Annotated in this window: 15 protein-coding genes; 9 read left to right on the top strand and 6 right to left on the bottom strand. The window is 54.0% G+C overall.

Going from position 1 to position 19,903, the window contains the following annotated elements; translation table 11 throughout:
- Positions 1-100: 100 nt before the first annotated feature.
- Entirely contained in the window at positions 101-5,218 is a 5,118-nt protein-coding gene (locus tag K0I63_RS20070) for a S8 family serine peptidase (RefSeq protein ID WP_220082645.1), read from the bottom strand.
- 780 nt (positions 5,219-5,998) lie between these two features.
- Between K0I63_RS20070 and K0I63_RS04175 the strand changes: the two genes are divergently transcribed.
- The 4 genes from K0I63_RS04175 to K0I63_RS04160 are packed head-to-tail and all read left to right on the top strand — an operon-like array spanning position 5,999 to position 9,156.
- Entirely contained in the window at positions 5,999-6,835 is an 837-nt protein-coding gene (locus tag K0I63_RS04175; RefSeq protein ID WP_258406935.1) for a MipA/OmpV family protein, read from the top strand.
- Entirely contained in the window at positions 6,825-7,220 is a 396-nt protein-coding gene (locus tag K0I63_RS04170) for a DUF3019 domain-containing protein (protein WP_220082643.1), read from the top strand. Before K0I63_RS04175 ends, K0I63_RS04170 begins: the two co-directional genes overlap by 11 nt.
- Positions 7,217-7,921 carry a response regulator transcription factor gene (locus tag K0I63_RS04165; RefSeq protein WP_220073197.1) on the top strand — a complete coding sequence of 235 codons (705 nt, stop codon included), beginning with the start codon at positions 7,217-7,219 and terminating at the stop codon, positions 7,919-7,921. Before K0I63_RS04170 ends, K0I63_RS04165 begins: the two co-directional genes overlap by 4 nt.
- Entirely contained in the window at positions 7,918-9,156 is a 1,239-nt protein-coding gene (locus tag K0I63_RS04160) for an ATP-binding protein (protein ID WP_220082642.1), read from the top strand. The genes K0I63_RS04165 and K0I63_RS04160 overlap by 4 nt, the downstream gene beginning before the upstream one ends.
- Positions 9,157-9,190: 34 nt before the next feature.
- Here K0I63_RS04160 and chrA read toward each other — a convergent pair whose 3' ends face one another.
- The 4 genes from chrA to ohrR form a co-directional block, all read right to left on the bottom strand.
- Entirely contained in the window at positions 9,191-10,399 is a 1,209-nt protein-coding gene (chrA, locus tag K0I63_RS04155) for a chromate efflux transporter (protein ID WP_220082641.1), read from the bottom strand.
- 148 nt (positions 10,400-10,547) lie between these two features.
- Positions 10,548-11,687: a 23S rRNA (uracil(747)-C(5))-methyltransferase RlmC gene (gene rlmC, locus K0I63_RS04150; RefSeq protein ID WP_220082640.1), complete on the bottom strand. Its 1,140-nt coding sequence runs from the start codon at positions 11,685-11,687 to the stop codon at positions 10,548-10,550.
- Positions 11,688-11,729: 42 nt separating this feature from the next.
- On the bottom strand, positions 11,730-12,971 hold the full coding sequence (locus K0I63_RS04145) for a glycerol-3-phosphate dehydrogenase/oxidase (RefSeq protein ID WP_220082639.1): 1,242 nt from the start codon (positions 12,969-12,971) through the stop codon (positions 11,730-11,732).
- Between the two features lie 33 nt (positions 12,972-13,004).
- Positions 13,005-13,472 (bottom strand): transcriptional regulator OhrR, encoded by a 468-nt coding sequence (gene ohrR / locus K0I63_RS04140; protein WP_258406934.1) that lies wholly within the window; start codon positions 13,470-13,472, stop codon positions 13,005-13,007.
- A 322-nt stretch (positions 13,473-13,794) separates the two neighbouring features.
- Between ohrR and K0I63_RS04135 the strand changes: the two genes are divergently transcribed.
- From K0I63_RS04135 to K0I63_RS04120, 5 genes are all read left to right on the top strand, one after another.
- Positions 13,795-14,232, top strand: coding sequence for an OmpA family protein (locus tag K0I63_RS04135; protein WP_220082637.1), 438 nt, complete (start codon positions 13,795-13,797; stop codon positions 14,230-14,232).
- Positions 14,233-15,044: 812 nt separating this feature from the next.
- Positions 15,045-15,557 carry a lipoprotein gene (locus K0I63_RS04130; RefSeq protein WP_220082636.1) on the top strand — a complete coding sequence of 171 codons (513 nt, stop codon included), beginning with the start codon at positions 15,045-15,047 and terminating at the stop codon, positions 15,555-15,557.
- A gap of 600 nt (positions 15,558-16,157) precedes the next feature.
- Positions 16,158-17,576, top strand: a complete 1,419-nt coding sequence (locus K0I63_RS04125) for a cytochrome C biosynthesis protein (protein ID WP_220082635.1) — start codon at positions 16,158-16,160, stop codon at positions 17,574-17,576.
- Between the two features lie 121 nt (positions 17,577-17,697).
- The gene (locus tag K0I63_RS19945; protein ID WP_011864602.1) at positions 17,698-17,895 is read left to right on the top strand and encodes a hypothetical protein; all 198 of its coding nucleotides are present in this window, start codon (positions 17,698-17,700) and stop codon (positions 17,893-17,895) included.
- 288 nt (positions 17,896-18,183) lie between these two features.
- A complete protein-coding gene (locus tag K0I63_RS04120; RefSeq protein WP_011864601.1) occupies positions 18,184-18,588 on the top strand; it encodes a hypothetical protein in 405 nt (134 codons plus the stop codon).
- Between the two features lie 27 nt (positions 18,589-18,615).
- Here K0I63_RS04120 and K0I63_RS04115 read toward each other — a convergent pair whose 3' ends face one another.
- Positions 18,616-19,800 (bottom strand): GGDEF domain-containing protein, encoded by a 1,185-nt coding sequence (locus K0I63_RS04115; RefSeq protein ID WP_220082634.1) that lies wholly within the window; start codon positions 19,798-19,800, stop codon positions 18,616-18,618.
- Between the last annotated feature and the right edge of the window lie 103 nt (positions 19,801-19,903).

The raw sequence follows: 19,903 nt of genomic DNA, 5'->3' as shown, positions 1-19,903 counted from the left end.
ACAGATAGTGCTTAGGTATCACCCTGATCGCTAAGCACTGGATTTAAGCCTGAGATTTTAGGCGGCTTATTAAGTTAATCCGCCCAATCTCTATTTCGCCTTAGCGTGCTAGCTTGCGGCGTAGGCCGGCAAACATCAGCAACATCAGTGCCGCGAAACCGAGCGCACCACCGTCGTCTTTCTCTTCGACTTCAGGCTTGGTTTCTGGCTCTGGCTGTGGCTCGACGCCATCAGACTCAACGGTCAGCATGAAGCTGGTCGATGCTGCATCGCTTGGGTTTTCCACGTCGCTCACGGTAACCGTGACTTCCACTTCGCCGTAGAAGTTGGCTTCTGGCGTGATGGTGATTTCGCTACCTGAGGTATGGCCATCGACCACAGCGCTAATGTGCTCACCGGTAACGGTGATCTGGTTAACGCTGTTTTGCTCATCGGCGTACATCACGGCGATGCCTTCCAGGCTAGTGTTCTCTGCCACACTCTGGTCGGCGATAGCGCCCAGGGTGATGTTAGAGGCAACGCTGACGGTGTGGCTCATGCTGATGTCGGCCATGCCTTCGACCTGACTCACGGCGTTAACCGTTAGGTCTTGACCAGCGGCATTGTCTTTCACGCGAGTCCAGGCGGTTACCTCGAACTGCGAAGACTCAGGGCCCACGTAGTCGTAACAGATCACCAGACCGTCAGATAGCTTCTTGTCCAGCTCGCCATAGGTAAACTGCTCACCCAGGTAGGCACTCAGCGGACCATAGGCATAGACGCCGCCCTTGAAGCCTTGGATACCGATAGAACCACGGCCGTCTTGGCTACCGAAGTCCAGGTTGTCATAGGCCATCATCATCTCGTACTCACCGTCGCCATGACGGGTGTTGACGTTGAAGATCAGCTCGAAGTCGAATCTGTCATCCAGCTCTTGCCACTGATAGACGCGGTTTGCATCGCGGCCCGCAGGCAGGTATGAACGCGCGTTATCGTATTCCAGGATGCCCCAACCAGTTTGCGTGCTGGCAATAGAGATGCCCGAACGCTCGCTGAAGTTGTTGACCAGTGGTGCCGATAGGATAGCCTTAGGCGCACTTGGATCCAGCGCCTCGAAACCACGCCACATCATGCCGATCGACTCGTATGGGAAGCTCTGATACGGGAAGATGTCATGGTATGGGAAGAAGAAAGGCTGACCTTCCCATAGCGACACGATACCGTGTGCATGGATATCCAGGGCGTTCTGCTTAGCAACATTGAGCTCTTCGTTGTTGTTATACAGATGGAAGCTGTCATAACGACCACCGAAGATCACATCGATTGGCAGCACGATACCGTTGCGGCTCAGGATGTTGTTGTCCTTACCATTGACGGCACGACCGTTGGCATCGTATTCCACCGGCGCGAAGCCGCTGAAGATCGGATAGATACGGAACTCTTCGAGATCCACATAACCACCCGGATTCTTGTTACCAAAGTCTGGCGTGCGGCACATGGCGTCTTCCAGGTTAGTGGTGACATTGTAGCTAGGCGCTTGATCGGCGGTATTAGGTTGAACACCGCTGATGGTCAGCTTACCTTCTTCCAGGCTGATATCTGTGACTATCGCCTTAGACGAGGTCAGTACATCTTCCACATTCAGGCTCAGGCCTGCCGGGATGTCGGCACTAATGGTGAAGGCACGATCCGCGCCGCTGTCATTAGGCTGCACCTCGAAGGTGAAAGGCACCTGCTCACCCAGATGGGCACCGGTTTGCGGTACATCCAGATGCACGTCATCGATACCACGCTCAAGCTTGAAGGCGACCTTGCCTATGTTGCCGGCGTTGACCTCTGAGGTACCAAAATCGATCAGTGAGTAGTAAACATCGCCCTCAACCATCTCAGGCAGATTCCAGTTCACCTGGATATCGACCGGCTCCTGACCATTGCTGGCAGGCACGTCCACGCTCATGTCTGAGGCGACATTGTCGGTCACAACCGTTGTCGCGAACTGGAAGGTCTCTTCCATGAAGTCGTGGTAGTTGTTCTGCGCCGAGCCCTTTCTTGGGTTGTAGAAGATTGCCCAGTATTGGCCCTCTTCCGGCTGGTTGATGTTACAGAAGTTGTCGTACTGGATGTGGTTAGAGACACACAATAGCTCTTCGAACGGATCCGCCTTGCCATTGCCGTTGTAGTCCTTACCCACGTAAACCAGCAGGTTGCCCTTATCCAGGCTGCCTTCCAGACCACTCTCTGTGGTGCCGAACGATTCGACCATCAGACGACGGGCATTAGCCGGCACCTGAATCATCTCCACGTGAGTCGCCTCATCTAAGCGCTCTTCCATCGGCACGCTCTGATCGGCATTGCTGCTCCAAGGGAAGCTACCATCGTTATCCTTCGGCAGCGTGATGGTTTTCACGTCAGCCTTAACAGGCGCGAAGATACGACCTTGGATGTTGTCGCCTTCCGGCAGGCTGATTCCCTTGATGATCGCATTGCCATCATTGCGGTGAGCCGTTGCCGCCAGACGTCCTGGCATGCCGTTCTTGTCATACTTGAACACCACTGGCCAGTGCGCCTCAGACGCCGCGCCGCTGGTTTCGGTGAAGATCAGGTTAGAGTGCAGCTCAACTTCCGCGTTGCTGAACCAGTCCTGGGTATCCATGATCGAAGCCTCGACCACGATATCCATGGTTTCGCCCGCTTCCAGAGTGAACTCGCTCGGGGTCACCTTGATAGACACACCGTTCTGCGCCATCTGTGAACGAGAATCGAAGGCCCAGTTCATCACGTCGTCATGGGTCACGCTCCAGCTACCGGCGGTTGTCGCCTTGATGGTACGGATCCACTGACACTGTGGCTTACACTCGAAGTTCACCAGCTGAGGAATATTCAACTTGTGCACCGCGCCGCCATTTTGCGGATCGGCAGCCTTAAAGTTCTCAACCGTTTCATCCATGATGAAACCGGCCTTGGCGGCGTTAGCCACATTGATACGACCGGTACCGGCACGGTAGGTAGACGCCAGCGCCACATCACCGTTCTCATCGTTGAGTCTGTGATATTGCACCTTGTTCTCCGCCGTCATCGCCAGCGCAGATTGGATCTCGGTAGCGCTCCAGCTCGGCTTGGCCTGCTTGAGCAGCGCCATGGCACCGGCAACGTGTGGCGAGGCCATAGAGGTACCGCTGAGGAAGGCGAAATCACCTGACGAACCACCAGAGACGAATGGATGCTCATCGGCAAAGGCGGCGTAGATGTTAACGCCAGGGGCCGCAACCGCAGGGATCAGGGCTTCTGGAGTCGACGGGCTAGGACCGCGTGACGAGAAGGCCGCCAACCAGTCAGCGCGCTCTGGATCCAGGTCGCGATCGATCGTGGTTTCAGAGATGGTCAGCACATGGTTGGCGCCCTTGGCTAGCCAGTCGCTCAGGCCGTAACCTGACATGCCGTTGTCCCAGCGACCATCCCACTCCTGCTTGGTGATATGGATGCTTGGCACAGAATAGGCTGCCGTCGCCACAATGCTGTCGGCATTGGCGTAGTTGTACATGATCATGCCATCGGCGCCGCCGGCCAGGATGTTGTTGGCCTTGGCGCTACGGGCGATACCGTTAGGATCGTTCAGATCGTTACGCTTACACACCACGATCACATCGGTCGGATTGCCATCGGCGTCGGTCAGATCGAAGGTGCCGGCCGGGAACGGCTCACCACAGTACTCGTCGCCATAGTCACTGGCCTTAACCACCATACCCGTTACCGAGCTGGTGTTTACCGCGCCGCCGACGATCTCGCTCCAGCGTGGTGCTTCATCACCACCCATAGGATCGACCAGCTTGGTCTCAACCAAGATCTCACGAGAGTGAGTACTCGCCGCCACGTTCATCAACCAAGGCGAAGCATGGTCAATAGCGCCAAAGTATTCCTTGTAGCCAGCAGGCTGACCCGAGTTACCGGCCGCAGCCGCAACCGAGATACCGGCTTCGCGAGCCGACAGGAAGGCCAGCTCGACGTCGTCGCTCCATGGGTGAGAATCCTGGCCACCGATAGAGAAGTTAATTACATCGACGCCGTCGCTGATGGCATCTTCTATACCGGCGATCAGGGCTTCACCCGGACAGCCTGGGTTGAGTTCGTTCGATGGGTGACACACCTGGTAAGAGATGATGTTGGCGTGAGGCGCCACACCACTCATGCGCGGGAAGAGTGCCTCTTTGACTACGCTACCATCGTTAACCGCGCCTGGCGCCGGATTGACGAAATCCACATCCAGCAGCACGTTACCCGCGGCGGTCGAGGCCACGTGAGAGCCGTGGCCCTGGTAGTCTTCACCCACGGCCGGGCGGGTATCGCCATAGACACCGCTGGTGAAATTATCTGTGATCACTGGGTATGAGCGCACACCGATAAGCTTGTCGTTACACATGCCCTCGAAGCCCTCTTTGAGACAGTCACCCACGTACTGGCCCGCCCCCCAAGGGTTTTGATGGTCATAGCCATCGTCGCCCACATCGGCAAAAGATCTGTGGTCTGTGTTCACCCCGGTATCGATAATACCGACGATCACATTCTCCCCCTTGTAGGGAACCGAATCTGTCACTGTACCAGTCCAGATCTTGTCCGCACCGATTAGCTCAGGGCCGACATCGGACAGCAGGTCATAGGTCTTGGAGCGACGAACAGAGGCGACACTTGCCATCTGAGAAACACGCTGCGCCTCCTCCTGACTCATGGTCATAGAGAAACCGTTGACCGCATTGGTAAACTGCTGACGCACAGGACGATCGCCCAAGGTAGCCGACAGTTCAGAGATGACCGCCTGCTGCTTGCTTAGCAGCTGATCGCGGTACTGTTTGATCTCGCGGTTAACCGGCTGACCGGCCACAAACAACTTAGCCTCACCGGGCTTAGCCTTGGCAGCACTACGCTCGGCGCCGCCTTGAGCCAGCAGGCTAGCGCCCGCCTGAGCCAAAGGCTTCTGATAGAGTCTGACGATGTAGACGTGCTCACCAGTCAGTCCCTCTTCGGCAACGAACTTCTGGTTCTGATGGCTGATCTGTACGTTCAGGCCATCATTTTGCAACAGGTTAACCTCTTGCGTGCTAGCGGCATTGAGTTTTTTCGCCTGTTCGGCGGTGATCTTCAGCGGCTCGAGTCTTTCGACCTTAGCCTGCTGTATCGCCGCATGGGCCATACCGGCACTGTAGAGTGCGGCTGCCACGGCTGTTACTAATGTTTTCACCTTCATGGAACTTCCACCTTTTTTGTAGTTATGCCCTGATGAAGCTTGTTGTTTGCATACTTATTCACCAGCGGACTAACATATAATCATGATGGCTTAACTAAGGTGGATAGCTTTGGTGTAGCATTTTGTAGTTTTGTTAAAAAACAAACATTTGGTTAACACTCGGTATTTTTGGCTTATTCCAGGTCAGACCAGAGTTATCAAACAAGCTTCAAAAGCAAATAAAGCCACTTAAAAACAACAAAATAAAACATCGTTCGCGAAAATCACCCGAAACAGCACGTGATAACAAAACCGCTACGAAGTAAGGCGGGGCAGACCATAAACGATTGGCAGGCGAGGAACATCACCTGCTTAGCCCCATGCTTGCGACATAGCAAAATGATGTTATGCTCTGGCGGCATTAAGTGGTTGAAGCATGATTATTCATTCAATAGACGCGAGTCGCCCAGCGGACTCACCATGAGTGAAAAAAATCGACCGGATGACTCTGATATAGAGCACTGATTTCGAGCACTGATGTCGAGCACTGATGTCGAGCAAGGATGCCAGCAAAGCGAAAGCGCATATTTTCAAAGCTTAAAATTACCAAGCTTAAATTTGCCAAGCTTAAATTTGGCAAGCGGCAGCTGTTAGAGATTCGATGTGAGCTAACCCAAAGCCTCTACTCGAAAAATCTCTCCAAGGCATGTAGCATTTTGTACACTTATATATATTTTTACAGACTTTTAACCTGAGATGGTTTTAGATGCTAATTTCAGTTTCGGGATGTGGATGAAGGCCATGAAGTACCTCTTGTCCGGTCTTATTTTCCTCACGGTTTTTTTCCTGTGCGAGGCTAGGGCCGAAGAGCAGATAGATGATATTACCACGGGCGAATTTCACTTCACCCTCGCCTTAGGCTATGGCGGAATCGAGAACCCCAGGGCCAAGTCGGACGATATCACCACCTACGCCCTGCCTAGCTGGTCCTACTATGACGACCGCTTCTATGTGGAAAACTTCACCCTGGGCTACAGCCTGTATGAGTCTGATAGCCTACTGGTCGACCTGCAGACCCGCCTCAACGAAGATGGCTTCTTCTTCGAACTCGACGGCTGGAACAAGGTCTTCCTGAGCGACATCCTCGGCTTTAAACCCAACAAGCAGCCGATATTCGGCCCGGCGATCCCCGAGGTGCCGATCGAACGTAACATCTCCTATCTCGGCGGACTCAGCACCACCTGGCTCACCCCCTACAGCGATTTCACCCTGGGCTATTTTCACGACATAAGCGGCGTCCATCAGGGCAACGAGATCCATTTCAAGGCCAAGAAGAGCATGGCATTTTCCTGGGGCGCCCTGGGGTTCGAGGTGGGCGCGATCCGCAAGAGCAGCCAGCTGATCAGCTATTACTACCATTTCACCGAGGAGGAGTTGGGCCGCAGCCGGGTGCAGCAACCTCAGTCGGCGGCCATCAACTACCACACCAGCGGCGTGGTCAATGTGCCCCTGTGGCAAGACATTAATTTTGTAGCCATTATCACCTACACTTGGTTAGGAGACGAGATCACTAAGAACCGCATGATAGAGAAGGATGGATACCTGTCTGGGTTCATCGGAGTCAGCTATGCCTTCTAATGCCATAAAGCTGATACAGTGCATGTTACTGCTGGCCCTGGCCACCAGCTTCTACTGCCAGGCCAATAGCACTCAGGTCAATATTAAGCCCAAGACCTGCGCGGTTCTCGAGGCCGGCACGCCCTGTCACATGACGCTCAAGATCAGCTATAAACTCGAGGCACTGGAGCAGACCTGTATCTGGATAGCCCTCAAGGAAGACCCGGAGCAGTGTTTCGATCGCCTAAGTGTGGATCACTTGCTGGAGCTGACGCTCACCAAGGATACCCAGGTGCTGATCAAAGATCTCAACAACAAGGTGCTCGATGAGGTGACCATACAGATAGCCACCTATCAGCCCGTAAACACCCGCAAACGACGAGGACTCAACTGGAACCTGTTATGAGCAAACCTAAGATTCTCCTGATTGAAGACGATCTGGATTTGGCGGAGCTCACCCTGCTCTACCTGACACAGCAAGGCTTCGACCTGACCCACAGCGAATCGGCCCAGGCGGTGGCTAATTTGCCCGCCGATCTAAGGTTCGATCTCATCATCTGCGACATCATGCTGCCCGACAGCGACGGTTTTAGCCTGTTTGCCGAGCTACAGGCGCGCTACCAGTGTGTGATCATCTTCATGACCGCCCTCGACGGCCAGCAGGAACAGATAAAGGGTTTAGAGCTGGGCGCCAGCGACTATATCGTCAAGCCGGTCAACCCCGAACTCTTAGTGGCTCGCATCAAGGCCAACCTGAGAAAGCTCCCCAATGAGGCGCCGCCACAGAGTGTCACCCTGCACGACTTCACCATAGATCATACCCATCAACAGCTGACCATAGGCGACCGGCAACAGAAGGTGACCACCCAGGAGTTTGACCTGCTATGGATCTTCGCCCAGCATCCGGGCAAGGTGCTCAGCCGCGAATACCTGTTCGAGCAGTATGTGGGCCGACCCTACGATGGCCTGGACAGGGCAATCGATCTTAAGATCAGCCGCCTGAGAAAGAAGATAGACAGCTATCAGATAGACGGCCTCACCATCAAGACGGTGCATGGCCAGGGCTATCTGTTTAACTATCAGCCCCAGCTGTCGGACAAGGGATGAAGTTTCAATTCTACCGTCTCTATGCCCTGCTGATCTTAAGCAGCGCCCTGATCATCTGGTCTTTCAGCGAGATCCACGGCGCCATGCAGCACCAGGTGGAGTCATACCAGATAGATGTCGACAGCGTGTTTCGCGGCCTGAGCGAGGAGGACAGCAGCGTGCTGATCCGCCAACTCTCCCGCGATGAACTGGCGCTACCCCAGGACCTGGCCGATAAGCTGGATGGCGGCGAAACCATCGCCCTCACCCTGAGCGGCGGCAAGACCTACTACTATCGCCAGGCCCCCGAGATTAGCGATCCAAACGACAAAGAGCCGGCCAAGGTGATCGCCTTCGGCCCTGTGCTGCGCAAGCCCACTCAGGCGGTGCCCACAGAACTTATCATCTTCGCCCTTTACGCCAGCCTGGGCTGTCTGGCGCTGCTGCTGATCTGGCCCCTGTTTCGGGATCTCTCCCAGCTGCAGGCATCCGCGGTGGAGTTCGGTGCCAACCCGAGAAAGATGGAGCAGACGATCAACAAGCGCTCGGCCATCTATCCCCTGGCCAAGGTGTTCCATGAGGTGACTGTGCAGATCGTCGACTTCCTGCATATGCACAAGGAGCTGTCGCGCACCATCTCCCACGAGGTCAGGACGCCTCTGGCGCGCATGCGCTTCGCGCTACAACTGAGTAAGGCGGAGCTGGATGAGAAATACTGGCAGCGACTCAACGCCGATATCGACGAGATAGAGCAGCTGGCCAACAACTACCTCTCCTTCGCCAAGCTGGAACACAGAGAGGCGCAGATAAAGAAAGAAGCCGTCAGCACCCAGGCCTTCCTCGACCAGTTAGAGGAGAAGTTTGCCCTCTACCAGGACAAGATAGGCATCACTTTTATTGCCGACGACAGGCTTGCGGTGTTCGATACCAGCTCCATGAGCATAGCCACCCAAAACCTGATCATGAACGCCTTGCGCTTCGCCAAACAAACTATCCAGGTGCGTTTTCGCTGCGAAGGCGATCTGTGTCAGATAACCGTAGAGGATGATGGCCCAGGCTTCGAAGGCAAGGGCAAACAGCTGCTGGCCGCTTTTGCAAGGGACAAGGAACAATCCGACGGCTCGGGCTACGGCCTTGGGCTCTACATAGCACGCAAGATCGCCATCTGGCATCAGGGCCGGCTAGAAGTGGCAAAGTCAGATGAACTCGGCGGCGCTAGCCTCACCCTGGTCTGGCGCAATCAGCCAGCAAAATAGACTCGGCTCGCCGCTGCGTTAAACTTGTCTCATCCTAAAAAAGCCCAGCCAGCACGCCGAGCAGCATCCCCACCAGCGCGAAACTCAGCAATAGCATGAGAATGCTGGGTCGATAACGCAGCTGCCAGGCCAGTCCTATCAGTACAAAGAGAGCATCGGGCCAGACGAGGATGGCACTGGCTATCACAGGCGAGATAAGCGCCGCCAGCAGCAGGCCCACCACGGCGGCGTTGAGTCCCATGATGGCGCCGCGAAATCTCGCCCGTCCCATCAGGCCATGCCAGCTGCGCAGCAAAGAGAGTTGCAGCAAGAATCCCGGGAGGAAGATGGCGAGCGTTGCCACCAGGGCCCCCTGCAGGGGCGACTCCAGCCAGGATTCGGCGCCGAGAAAGGCCGCCAGGGCAAACATAGGGCCAGGCACCGCCTGAGCCAAGGCATAACCCGTCAGGAACCGCTCGCTGGTCAGCTGCTGACCGACACTGGCCTCAAGCAGCGGCAGCACCACATGACCGCCACCGAATACTAGGGCACCCGCCTGATAAAACTGGGCAAACAACTGAGACAGGCTATGACCAGTCCCTAGCCAGAAGAGCGACAGACCAAACAGCAGGATAAACAGCATAAGCGGTAGCATCTGCGGCCGTAAGGTATCCACAGAGACGCCCTCTCCTCCCTTCGCACCTTGCTGCCCTGCATCCTGCTCTATGCCCTGAAGCGCCGATGGTGCCAGCCAGACGGCGCCGATAACTGCGGCCAAGATCAACAGGCCTGACTGGCTGGCCAGGGTGCCGACAAACAGGGTGAGCGAGGCGCAGAGCAGCATAAGTAGCCGGGTGGCGCCGCGACGACAGAACTGCTTAAACATGCTCAGGACGGCATCGGCTACCACCACGACCGCCATCAGCTTTAGGCCATGGATCAGCCCCTGAAACCAGCTGGTATCCAGCCAGCTCAGGCTAGCCACCGCCATAAAATAGAGGAGTAGAAATGAGGGCAAGGTAAAGCCCAGGAAGGCAGCGATCGCACCGGGAAGTCCTGCCCTGTGATGGCCGATAGCGAAACCCACCTGGCTCGAGCCCGGCCCGGGGATCACCTGGCTCATGGCGACTATGGCGCCAAAACGCTCGGCGTCCAGCCAGCCGAGATCATCGACGAAGCGCCGCTTGAAATACCCGATATGCGCCGCCGGCCCGCCGAAACTCATCAGCCCCAGGAGCAGAAACTGCTTAAATACCTCACCCAAGTTGTCATCCTCCGTCAAGCCCGAGCCGAGATTTGGCCGCGCCGCTAAGTTGCGCGCAGCCTTTTGAAATACTGGCTAATTAGATTATGACAGACAGGTGACCGTCTGATGACAGACGTATAGAGACTCGATAATTGAGACTCAGCGGTTACTCGCCGATGCGCTGCAGCATCACCAGCACCTCGAAATGATCTGTGTGAGGGAACATGTCAAACAGCTGCACCTTGGTCACCCGGTAGCCTGAGATGCAATGTAGATCTTTGGCCAACGTCTTGGGATTACAGCTGGAGTAGAGGATCGCCTTAGGGGCAAACTCGCTCAGGGAGTGGCACAAAGCCTCGCCGATACCGCGTCTGGGCGGGTTGACTATGATAAGCTCCGGCTTCTCTTCGCCGCGGCTGTCGCTGGCGAAGCTGGTCGAGTCCAGCGCGGTGAAGCGTACCTTATCAAGCCCCAGCGTCTCGGCCGACATCTTGGCACAGGCGATCGCCTCGGCCTCGATCTCTATGCCGGTGAGGGCCACCTCTTTCGAGGCGCAGTGCAAGCCAAAACCGCCGACGCCGCAGAAAAGATCCCAAATCGATTTAGGCGCCAGCTCACGGGTCCAATCTCGCGCGCTCAGGTAGAGCTTGGCCGCCACTTCGGGATGGGTCTGGAAGAAGCTCTTAGGACGAATGTAGAGGGGCACGCCATTAAACTCCTCCTCCAGCCGAGTCGCCTCGGTGAGGAAGATCTCCTCCTCACCTTCCAAAATAGCCATATGCACGGGCTGCAAATTCACCGACACCACCTTGATCTCAGGGTGCTCGGCTAACAGCCTTGGCAGTTCACGTTCGATGCGGGGGATTGCCTGCTCCGAGCGCATCACGAAACGCAGCATATACTCGCCGCGTACTTGACTGCGGGTCAGCAGGATAAATTTAAGCTCGCCCTTGGCCTTATCGACCCTATAGGGCGGGATGCCAGCCTGGCACACGAACGCCTCTAATCGGTGCAGCAACTGCTGCATATCCTGAGGATAGAGGCTGCAATCACACAGGCTCACCGCCTCGCCGCTCGGGCTCACCAGCCCCAATATAGGTTGATGGGCGGCGCCCAACACCACCATCTTGGCCTTGTTACGAAAACCGCTCTCTGGCCCCACCACAGGAGGAAGCCACTGCTCCACCGGCAGATCTTTCAGCAATGCCGCTAGGGTCGCCGTTTTCGCCGCCACCTGATCACTCAGGGGCGTCTTGAGATGACGACAGGAAAGACACTGATTAGCATCGAAATAGGCACACTTCACGGATGGGTTGCTCGCAGCTTGGCTTAAAAAAGGCGCCCTACTTTAGCCTTTTTGAGGAGAAAAATCACCTTTCGCCGTGGGCGATTCGCTTGATGGCGCCTCATCTGTCACGGGAGTGAGGCGCAACTTATCGACATCGGCACGTATCGGCTTGGGGCCGCGGCGATTCTTGACCCAGGCCAGCGCCTCCTTGGCCGTGTGCCTGAAGGTGGTCAGCTTACCGCCATAGACGGTGAGCAGGTTGGGATGGGTATCGCGCGACAGCATCATGGTATCCCTGGGCAGGTCGAACGCCTCGCCGCCCTGCTTGGGCAGCACACGCACGCCGCAGTATCGCCCTGTGATGCGCTCCTCGAGCGCGCCATCATTCTCACTCAGGGGGAAGTAGTGGCGGTAGATCCCCAGCAGATAGGCCTCCTCGGCCGGCGTCACGCCCGCCGCGTCCACCGCATCGATTGGCGTCTCTGTGGTGCCTATCATTGTCTTACCCTGCCAGGGCATGACAAACACCACCCGCTTATCGAAGATAGACTCCAGGTAGAAGATGCCGCTGGGCGCGGGGATATCCAGCACAAGATGACTCCCCTGCACCAGCTCCACCGGCGATACTTCCACCTTAGGGGTGACCCGCTCGAGCGTCTGATTGACCCAGGGTCCGGTGGCATTAATGACGCAGCGACTGCTGAGGCGCCGCGTTTCACCCTTATGGCTAAAGCTAACGATACAGGAGTCAGGCCTGTGCTCTATCTGCTCAAGGCTGACCTGGGTCAGCAGCTCGGCGCCTAACTGCCTGGCGCTCTGGGCCACAGCGCGAGTCAGGGCGCCATCGTCGGTCTGGGCGTCCCAGTAACGAAACACGGCCCGCAGCCCCTTAAGCTTGAGTCCAGCAAGCTCACTCCAGCGACTGGCCGGCACAGACTGAAACTGGCCCAGGGGATCCAGCTCGCTCAGCAAGGCATACAGGCTCAGCCCGGCGCGAATGGCCAGGGGGCCGCGCTGACTGCCACGATAGATAGGAATATAGAAAGGCACTGGCTTTACCAGCTCGGGCGCCAGTGTCAGCAGCGCCTTGCGCTCACTCAGGGATTGGCGCACCAGGCCGAGTTGACCCGATTCCAAATAACGCAGGCCGCCGTGGATCAACTTACTGGAGTTCGACGAGGTCTTCTCGCCCAGATTATCCTTCTCAAGCAGCACCACAGAGTAGCCGGCGGCCTGGGCACACTGGGCGATGCCCACCCCAGTTATGCCGCCACCAATCACCACTAAATCCACTGCTTGCATATCGCATCCTTTCGCTAAATGAATCTAATTAGATTAACCCTGACTCGCCGCATCCAGATAACGGTAGGCCTTGTCGCACAGGCGCTTGAGCTCAATAAACTCTTCGGGCTCGCCCCCAAGTTTGCAGCGCATCTGCATAGGAATCGACCGGGCCTGCTGCTGCAGCTCACGGCCTGCGTCGGTCAGCTGCAACACCCGCACCCTCTCGTCGGCTTCGCTGCGCCCACGGGTCACCAAACCTTTGCTTTCCAAGCGTTTTAGCAGAGGCGTCAGGGTGCCCGAGTCCAGGTGTAGCTGCTCACCCAGGGTCTTGACGCTGATCCCCGGCTCCTGCCACAACACCAACATCGCCAGATATTGGGAATAGGTCAAGTCCAACGCCTCCAGCAGCGGGCGGTAGGCACGCACCATGGCATTGGCGGCGCTATAAAGCGAGAAGCAGACCTGGTTTTCGAGGGCCAGGGGATTAGGCTGAATATCTTGGTTCGTGGATTGACTCATGAATTGGATCGCCATCATTAAATTGCACACAACTTTTACCAAGTTTACGCCATGCGCAGGCCAAAGTGAAAAATTATCAAAAAAATTTTTCACTGCATAGTTAGTCAATAATCTGTCATCTTTACAGAGACTTAATCAAATAATTAAGTAAAACCATCTAGATGCGGCTCGACTGAATCCTGACGCTAGGTTAAATACTCAAAAAGGCTGAAATTTCCGCACCTTTCCACCAACAAAGATGGTTGCTTTTCGAGCGATAATCCCCTAAATTCCCCCCACTATTCAGCTCGATACACTAAAAAACACAATGGAGGTGTTCACTATGAAGCAATTGCTACTAGTGATGTTGTCATTTCTCTTTGCCGCCCAAGCCAGTGCCGCCTGCCCGCAAAACATCAGCTTTGGCGACATTCCCTTTGAGAAAAACAGCTCTTACTTCGATAGCCGATATGCCAAACAGTTGCAGGCGCTGATTAGGAAGACTCAAGCCGACAGCGGTTACCTGCTGCTGGAGTTTCCCCTCTATAAGGGCGAGACAGATAAGAAGATCAGAGACTATAACCTCTGGCTCGCCAACCGCCGCATCGAACGGGTCAAGACCTTCCTGACCAAGGCCGACTACAACCAGCCTGTAGTCACTAAGCTGCTGACGGCCAGCAAGGAAGATACCCGTACCCTGAGCCTTCACTGGTGTCAGCAGGGCGAGAGCGAAACCACCATCGCCAGCACGGTAGACCCCAGCCGTAACCAGTTAAAGTAGAAAGTTCTTCGAAAAACAACAGGGAACCAGCAACATAAACGGTAGTAAGAGGTAAGGCTATTTATGCAACACAACCTGACACTAACTACCGTTTTCATGCCTAATCATATTTTAATAATAGGTAATACTTTCAAATAGTAACGTCTTTAAAAACACCAACTCCTATTATTGTTAAGCGACCATCCTTATTGATATACGGCTGAGATAATTCATATCTCAACAGCTTTAAATTAAAATCTATCTCAACAACATCATATCCTTAGCGCAATCTCCACCAACTATCTGATAGTACTGCTCTTGCATTCGAATGAAACTCGCATTCTAACAACGATGTAGCTCAACCTATTTATTGTTTTGATGAAATCGGTTGGTTTTGCATGTAAAAATTATTTCCTACGATTTTGAGTTGATATGTATCGTCATGTTGTTGATACCGACATCAATCGAGTTTGAAAAGAGCGTGAATAGATGCGTTTTGAAATACTAGTCCTTACATTCGCATGGCTTTTTTGTGTCAGCTTTGTCTTTACCTTGCTCAATGCTTCACATTTCTGACTTTAACAAGCAGCATCATGATCAGCTTCCCCTGCAGTAATCATTGGTGGTTTCATCGATAAAATCTCTCGTATACGTGTTTTTTGGGCGGTATTTTTTAGGAGATTATAGTTTTTTCACATTACAACAAAACTTATCGGCTAAGGTAATCGCACAAAAAAAAGGTTAGCTACTGTAATATTTTCCATAAATCGTTTAGCTTACATAAAAGAAATAGAAAAAATACATGAATATTGGCTAATAAAGGAGTAATTGGAATGAAAAAAAGTCTGCTCACAATTTTTCTATTAGTGTTCTTAGCAGGATGTGCCTCCACTGATATCAAGAGTCACGTAAACCCTGATTTGAAGGGCGTTACCTACAAGTCGATTCTGGTAGATGTAAAGAACACAACGTTTGACTACGAAGATAAGCTTTTAGCTGACTTCTGCGAAGAATTAGTAAGTAGAAAGGTCCGGTGTTTTACCAAAGATGCGTTGTTGCCACCGATTAAAGAGTACACGTCAGCTCAGCGGGCCAAAATTTTAGGTGATCATGATATCGATGGCATTTTAATTTTTGACGACTTATCAGGCGGGGGCTCTTCCGCCTATGTAAGGTATGATTTTTATCACGTTACTTTATTTGATGCGATGTCTGGTGAAAAGGCTTTACTGATTAAAGTGAAGACAGTGGCCGATGGATCACCAATAAACATGAGTGACTGGGTGTTTATTAGAAGTCTGATCGGTAATGTAATGGACGAGATAGATAAATCAGGGTTGTTATAAGCTTGCGAACCTAATGAACACACTCCAGCTTTTGCGTCCGAAACGCTTTGAAAAAGCCCATTCAGAGAGTTGCTTATCGAAAACTTCATTTATTTAAAAATGAAAGCCTACACCAATAGTGTTCTAGTCGGCGGCCGCCTCCCTCAAAATTGGCGAGGCGGCAGCTTGACGATAGACAAAAATCCGCGCCAGTTAACACTTCCAGTACATTTCAAGATTTGCGTTGCAAATCTTAAACATAAACTTAGTCTCCCCCTGCGCCCGCAGTAAACTGTCCCTAGGGTCTGTTGATCTTTCCTGTTTGTTTTTGCAGCATTCTGTAGGCCATTTATACAAGACAGAGTCCGTGTAGTGTAGTTATTCTACATGAGCGGGCGATAACGCAGTAGAAATGGCCTACACAAGCTGCCCGAAGGGTTCATCTAAACGCGCCTTGCGCTGTGTTGCCTGCTATTTACATAGAATAACTATGCCGCACAGCATGCGCCTAGAGCAAAACGCGTTTAGATTGAACAAAAATTAAACCTGAAAAATAAACAGGCCCTAGAGGATTCACGCCTTTGTCATCGTCTTTTGGCAAGTCAGCCCCGGGGAGGGATTATGTTTAGAGCCCTGATGTTTTGTTTTCTGTTACTCTCGAGCGCACTACCCAGCTTCGCACAGGCCGAGGAACACACTGCGTCTCAGAATGCCACCTGGCATTATGTCGACGCCGACGGCCAGCTGAAGATTAAGCTCTATTTCTTCTGGTCTAAGACCTGTCCGCACTGCGCCGAGGCGCACCCCTTCATCGACAGTCTGCCGGAAAAGTATCCTTGGATTGAGCTGGAGTCACACATGGTGTCTCAGGCGGGGACTCAGGAAAAATGGCAGGCAATCGCCGAGCAGACCAAGGTTGCCGCCCGCTCCGTTCCCTATATCGCCGCCTGTGAACAGGCGACCGTAGGCTACAGCAGCGAAGCCGTGACGGGACAATTTATTCTGGGGCAGCTCAAGGCCTGTTACCGCGCCTTGGGCGGTGTGGTCGCAGACGATGATCAGGTGACCCAGACAGGGATGGCATCCGCTGAGGGCGAACCGCTGTTTGCCACCTGTAGCGCCAGTAGCGAACCCGGTACCTGTGACCTGGGGCTGGAAGAAAGCGCACCTGCCGCGCCCGTCACTAAGGTACAGCCTATAGAACTGCCACTGATCGGCGTGGTGGCGCCAGAGCAGCTCTCCTTGCCGGTATTGACCGTGGTGCTCGCCGGGGTCGATGCCTTTAACCCCTGCGCCTTCTTCGTGCTGCTGTTTCTGCTCTCTATCATGGTCAACGCCAAGAGCCGCAGCCGCATGCTGATCGTCGGCGGCATCTTCGTCTTCTTCTCGGGCTTTATCTACTTCCTGTTTATGATCGCCTGGCTCAACATCTTCGAGCTGCTGGGCGCAGGGAGCGATGGTGGCCTCATCATACTCGGGGCCGGCCTGATGGCGTTGGTCGCCGGTGCCATCAACATCAAGGAATACTTCTTCACCAAGGGCGAGGTCAGCCTCTCCATGTCGGCGGAAAACCGCACCGGACTTATCAAGCGCATGGGTAAACTCACCAGCGCCAGTAGCATGGCGGCGATGATTGCCGGCACTGTGGTCTTGGCCATATTGGCCAACGCCTATGAGCTGCTGTGCACCGCAGGCTTCCCGATGATCTACACCAGCGTCTTGTCTATGCATGAGCTGCCGGCATTCGAGCGCTACCTCTACCTGGCCTTCTACAACATAGTCTATGTGATCCCGCTGGCGGCTATCGTGATCGCCTTCAGCGCCACCCTGGGTAAGCGCAAGCTCACCGAGAAAGAGGGGCAGACACTGAAGCTGATGTCGGGGATCATGATGATTGGCCTAGGCGGCATGCTGGCTTTGGATCCGACCGCGCTGCAAAATGCCGGCCTGGCCATTGGCTTGATCTTCGCCTCCATCGGCCTGACCTTCATCATCAGCATGGGACGCAAATTGATAGAGAGACGCGGCGCCACCAGTTAATTTGGCAAAGGCTAAAGTTTTCCAAAACGCTGCCGATAGCACTATAGTTAACCTAAGCGAATTTTTCGGTTAACTATAGTCACAAAGTAAGTAGGCTCTCACCCAGTTTAAGGCGGTAATCATGGCAATAACAGTTGGAACCAGTAATCTACAACCTAATCTAAGCAATGGAAGCGTTGGGGTTAAAGTTGCACAGCTCGCCAAAGAGCAGCAGCAGGCAGAGGGAGAGATTGCACTACAACTGATTGAAGCGGTTGACTCGGCGCCTAGCGCTGGGCCTGTGGGAAATAGTGGTCACAACATTAATACCACAGCTTAGATCAGAGCGAACTTCGCAAAGCCCTCATCATGAGGGCTTTTTTTATGGCCCTTATTTGTCGCAATTTGATATTGCCTCAGGTTCTTCACTCCCCTTGCCAGCCTCAAGGCTTGCCGACATCTAACAAAGATATTTGGCTAACGCGGTAAAAAATACTAAGCTGGGCCGACCCTGCGATATGCCTAGGCATGCATCTCAGGCAAAATTGGGCGCCAAAACTGGTTACAGATAGCAAGGCACAGATAGCTGGTCACAAACAGTGGAAGATTAATTATGGAGGATAACAAGATGCGAGGAGCCGGCGGTAGTTCCGGAGGAATAGGCCTGTTTTTAGTGGGCCTGGTGATGATGTGCGGTGGTTTCTACCTGCTGCTGAACGCCATTTCAGTGACCTCAAACTTTAGCCTTGGCTATCGACTCTACAACGTCGGTGGCATGGGGATCACCGGCGGCACCATACTGATCCCGCTTATCTTCGGCATAGGCATCATCTTCTATAACGCCAGAAACCTGCTGGGTTGGCTCTTGACCCTAGGTTCACTCACGGCGCTTATTTTTGGTGTGCTCTCCAGCGTCAGATTCAACCTCAGGACCATGACCACCTTCGATCTCCTGGTCATACTGGTACTGGCAATTGGCGGCCTGGGGCTGTTTTTACGCTCGCTAAAGGCCATAGACGCCAAATACAGCTAGCCTTATGGGCGCCTTACAGAGGCGCCGTCAAGACTGGTAGGAACTGACGACCTTATCTTCGGCCGCCTCCCCCTTGGCCACCCCAGTGCTGAATCTATCCCGTCCCTGCGCCTTGCTCTGATAGAGAAGATGATCGACGCAGGCCAGCAGTTCGCCGGCATCTAACCCCGGCTGCCATAGGCAGACGCCCTGAGAGACGGTAACATAGGCGCCTAGCGTCGAGTCTGGATGGGGGATCTCGGCGACCTTGAGCTCAAAACGTATCTGCTCGGCAATATGACGCGCACCACTGAGATCTGTATCGGGCAAAATGATGGCAAACTCCTCGCCGCCGTAACGCGCCGCCAGATCCCGAGGCCGGGAGGCCACACTATGCAGCACCTCACCCAGCCTTACCAGACAGCGATCGCCATCGCTATGGCCCAGGCTATCGTTGAGGCGCTTGAAGAAATCCACGTCCAGCAGGATCATGCTCAGGGGGTCACCCGTACGCTCGGCGGCCTTTATCTCCAGGGCGAGCACCTCATCGAAATGACGCCTGTTACTCAGGTCAGTTAGACCATCGATGAGCGCCATACGCTTAAACTGCTGCAACAGCTGCTGTTTCTCGGCGTCGCGCAAGATTGCCTTACGAAACCATTGCAGCAGCACCTTCTGCCCGGTAATGATGATCACCAAGAGACAGACAAACTTGGTCAGGGCAAAGATAGGATTTTCCGGGATCTCGATAAGCCGGGTCACCAGGCTGACCAATAGCAACGGCACCACACTGACTAGGAGCCAGCGGCGCACCGGGAAAAGAGAGATGGCGAAGGTAAATACCAGCACGTCGGTTACCGAATCGACTGTGGCAAGAGAGCCATATTCACCCAACAGGTTATAGGAGCTGGTGAGCCAGTAATGGCCCACCACAAAGTAGATCCAGGCAACTTCTAACACCAAGATATAGGCCAACACCAGCCCCATGCGATGCTGCTCTGGCTGACGATAGAGGATCCCCGCAAGACCAAACAGGGCGATGCATAGGGTCGGCATCTGCAGCACCAGAAGATCCTGCAGCGTCAGAAGGCTATTCTTCTGTAGCATGGACGCAAGGAAGATGGCGACAAGTAGGAACACAGAGAGATAGGCGGTCCATTTTACCGAGCGGCAAAGATAGATGTGGGTTTCTTGGACTAGGAGTTCGTCAAAGCTTTTTGGCTTACTATTCATCGTGTCTGTGCCCGCCCTCTTCTGCTTTCGTCATAAGCTTAAGTAATTATAAAGACGAAAAAAAAAACAGCCAGCATAAAGCTGACTGTTTATTTTGTGGCAT

It is taken from the genome of Shewanella rhizosphaerae (assembly GCF_019457655.1).
In the GTDB taxonomy this organism is placed as follows: domain Bacteria; phylum Pseudomonadota; class Gammaproteobacteria; order Enterobacterales; family Shewanellaceae; genus Shewanella; species Shewanella loihica.
Note: the sequence above shows the minus strand (reverse complement) of the source record. Positions and strands in the feature narration are given on the sequence as shown.

Bases quoted from the DNA above. Each gene is read 5' to 3' on its own strand.
- K0I63_RS20070 (WP_220082645.1), bottom strand. From the start codon at position 5,218: ATGAAGGTGAAAACATTAGTAACAGCCGTGGCAGCCGCACTCTACAGT.
- K0I63_RS04175 (WP_258406935.1), top strand. From the start codon at position 5,999: ATGAAGTACCTCTTGTCCGGTCTTATTTTCCTCACGGTTTTTTTCCTG.
- K0I63_RS04170 (WP_220082643.1), top strand. From the start codon at position 6,825: ATGCCTTCTAATGCCATAAAGCTGATACAGTGCATGTTACTGCTGGCC.
- K0I63_RS04165 (WP_220073197.1), top strand. From the start codon at position 7,217: ATGAGCAAACCTAAGATTCTCCTGATTGAAGACGATCTGGATTTGGCG.
- K0I63_RS04160 (WP_220082642.1), top strand. From the start codon at position 7,918: ATGAAGTTTCAATTCTACCGTCTCTATGCCCTGCTGATCTTAAGCAGC.
- K0I63_RS04145 (WP_220082639.1), bottom strand. From the start codon at position 12,971: ATGCAAGCAGTGGATTTAGTGGTGATTGGTGGCGGCATAACTGGGGTG.
- ohrR (WP_258406934.1), bottom strand. From the start codon at position 13,472: ATGAGTCAATCCACGAACCAAGATATTCAGCCTAATCCCCTGGCCCTC.
- K0I63_RS04135 (WP_220082637.1), top strand. From the start codon at position 13,795: ATGAAGCAATTGCTACTAGTGATGTTGTCATTTCTCTTTGCCGCCCAA.
- K0I63_RS04130 (WP_220082636.1), top strand. From the start codon at position 15,045: ATGAAAAAAAGTCTGCTCACAATTTTTCTATTAGTGTTCTTAGCAGGA.
- K0I63_RS04125 (WP_220082635.1), top strand. From the start codon at position 16,158: ATGTTTAGAGCCCTGATGTTTTGTTTTCTGTTACTCTCGAGCGCACTA.
- K0I63_RS19945 (WP_011864602.1), top strand. From the start codon at position 17,698: ATGGCAATAACAGTTGGAACCAGTAATCTACAACCTAATCTAAGCAAT.
- K0I63_RS04120 (WP_011864601.1), top strand. From the start codon at position 18,184: ATGCGAGGAGCCGGCGGTAGTTCCGGAGGAATAGGCCTGTTTTTAGTG.
- K0I63_RS04115 (WP_220082634.1), bottom strand. From the start codon at position 19,800: ATGAATAGTAAGCCAAAAAGCTTTGACGAACTCCTAGTCCAAGAAACC.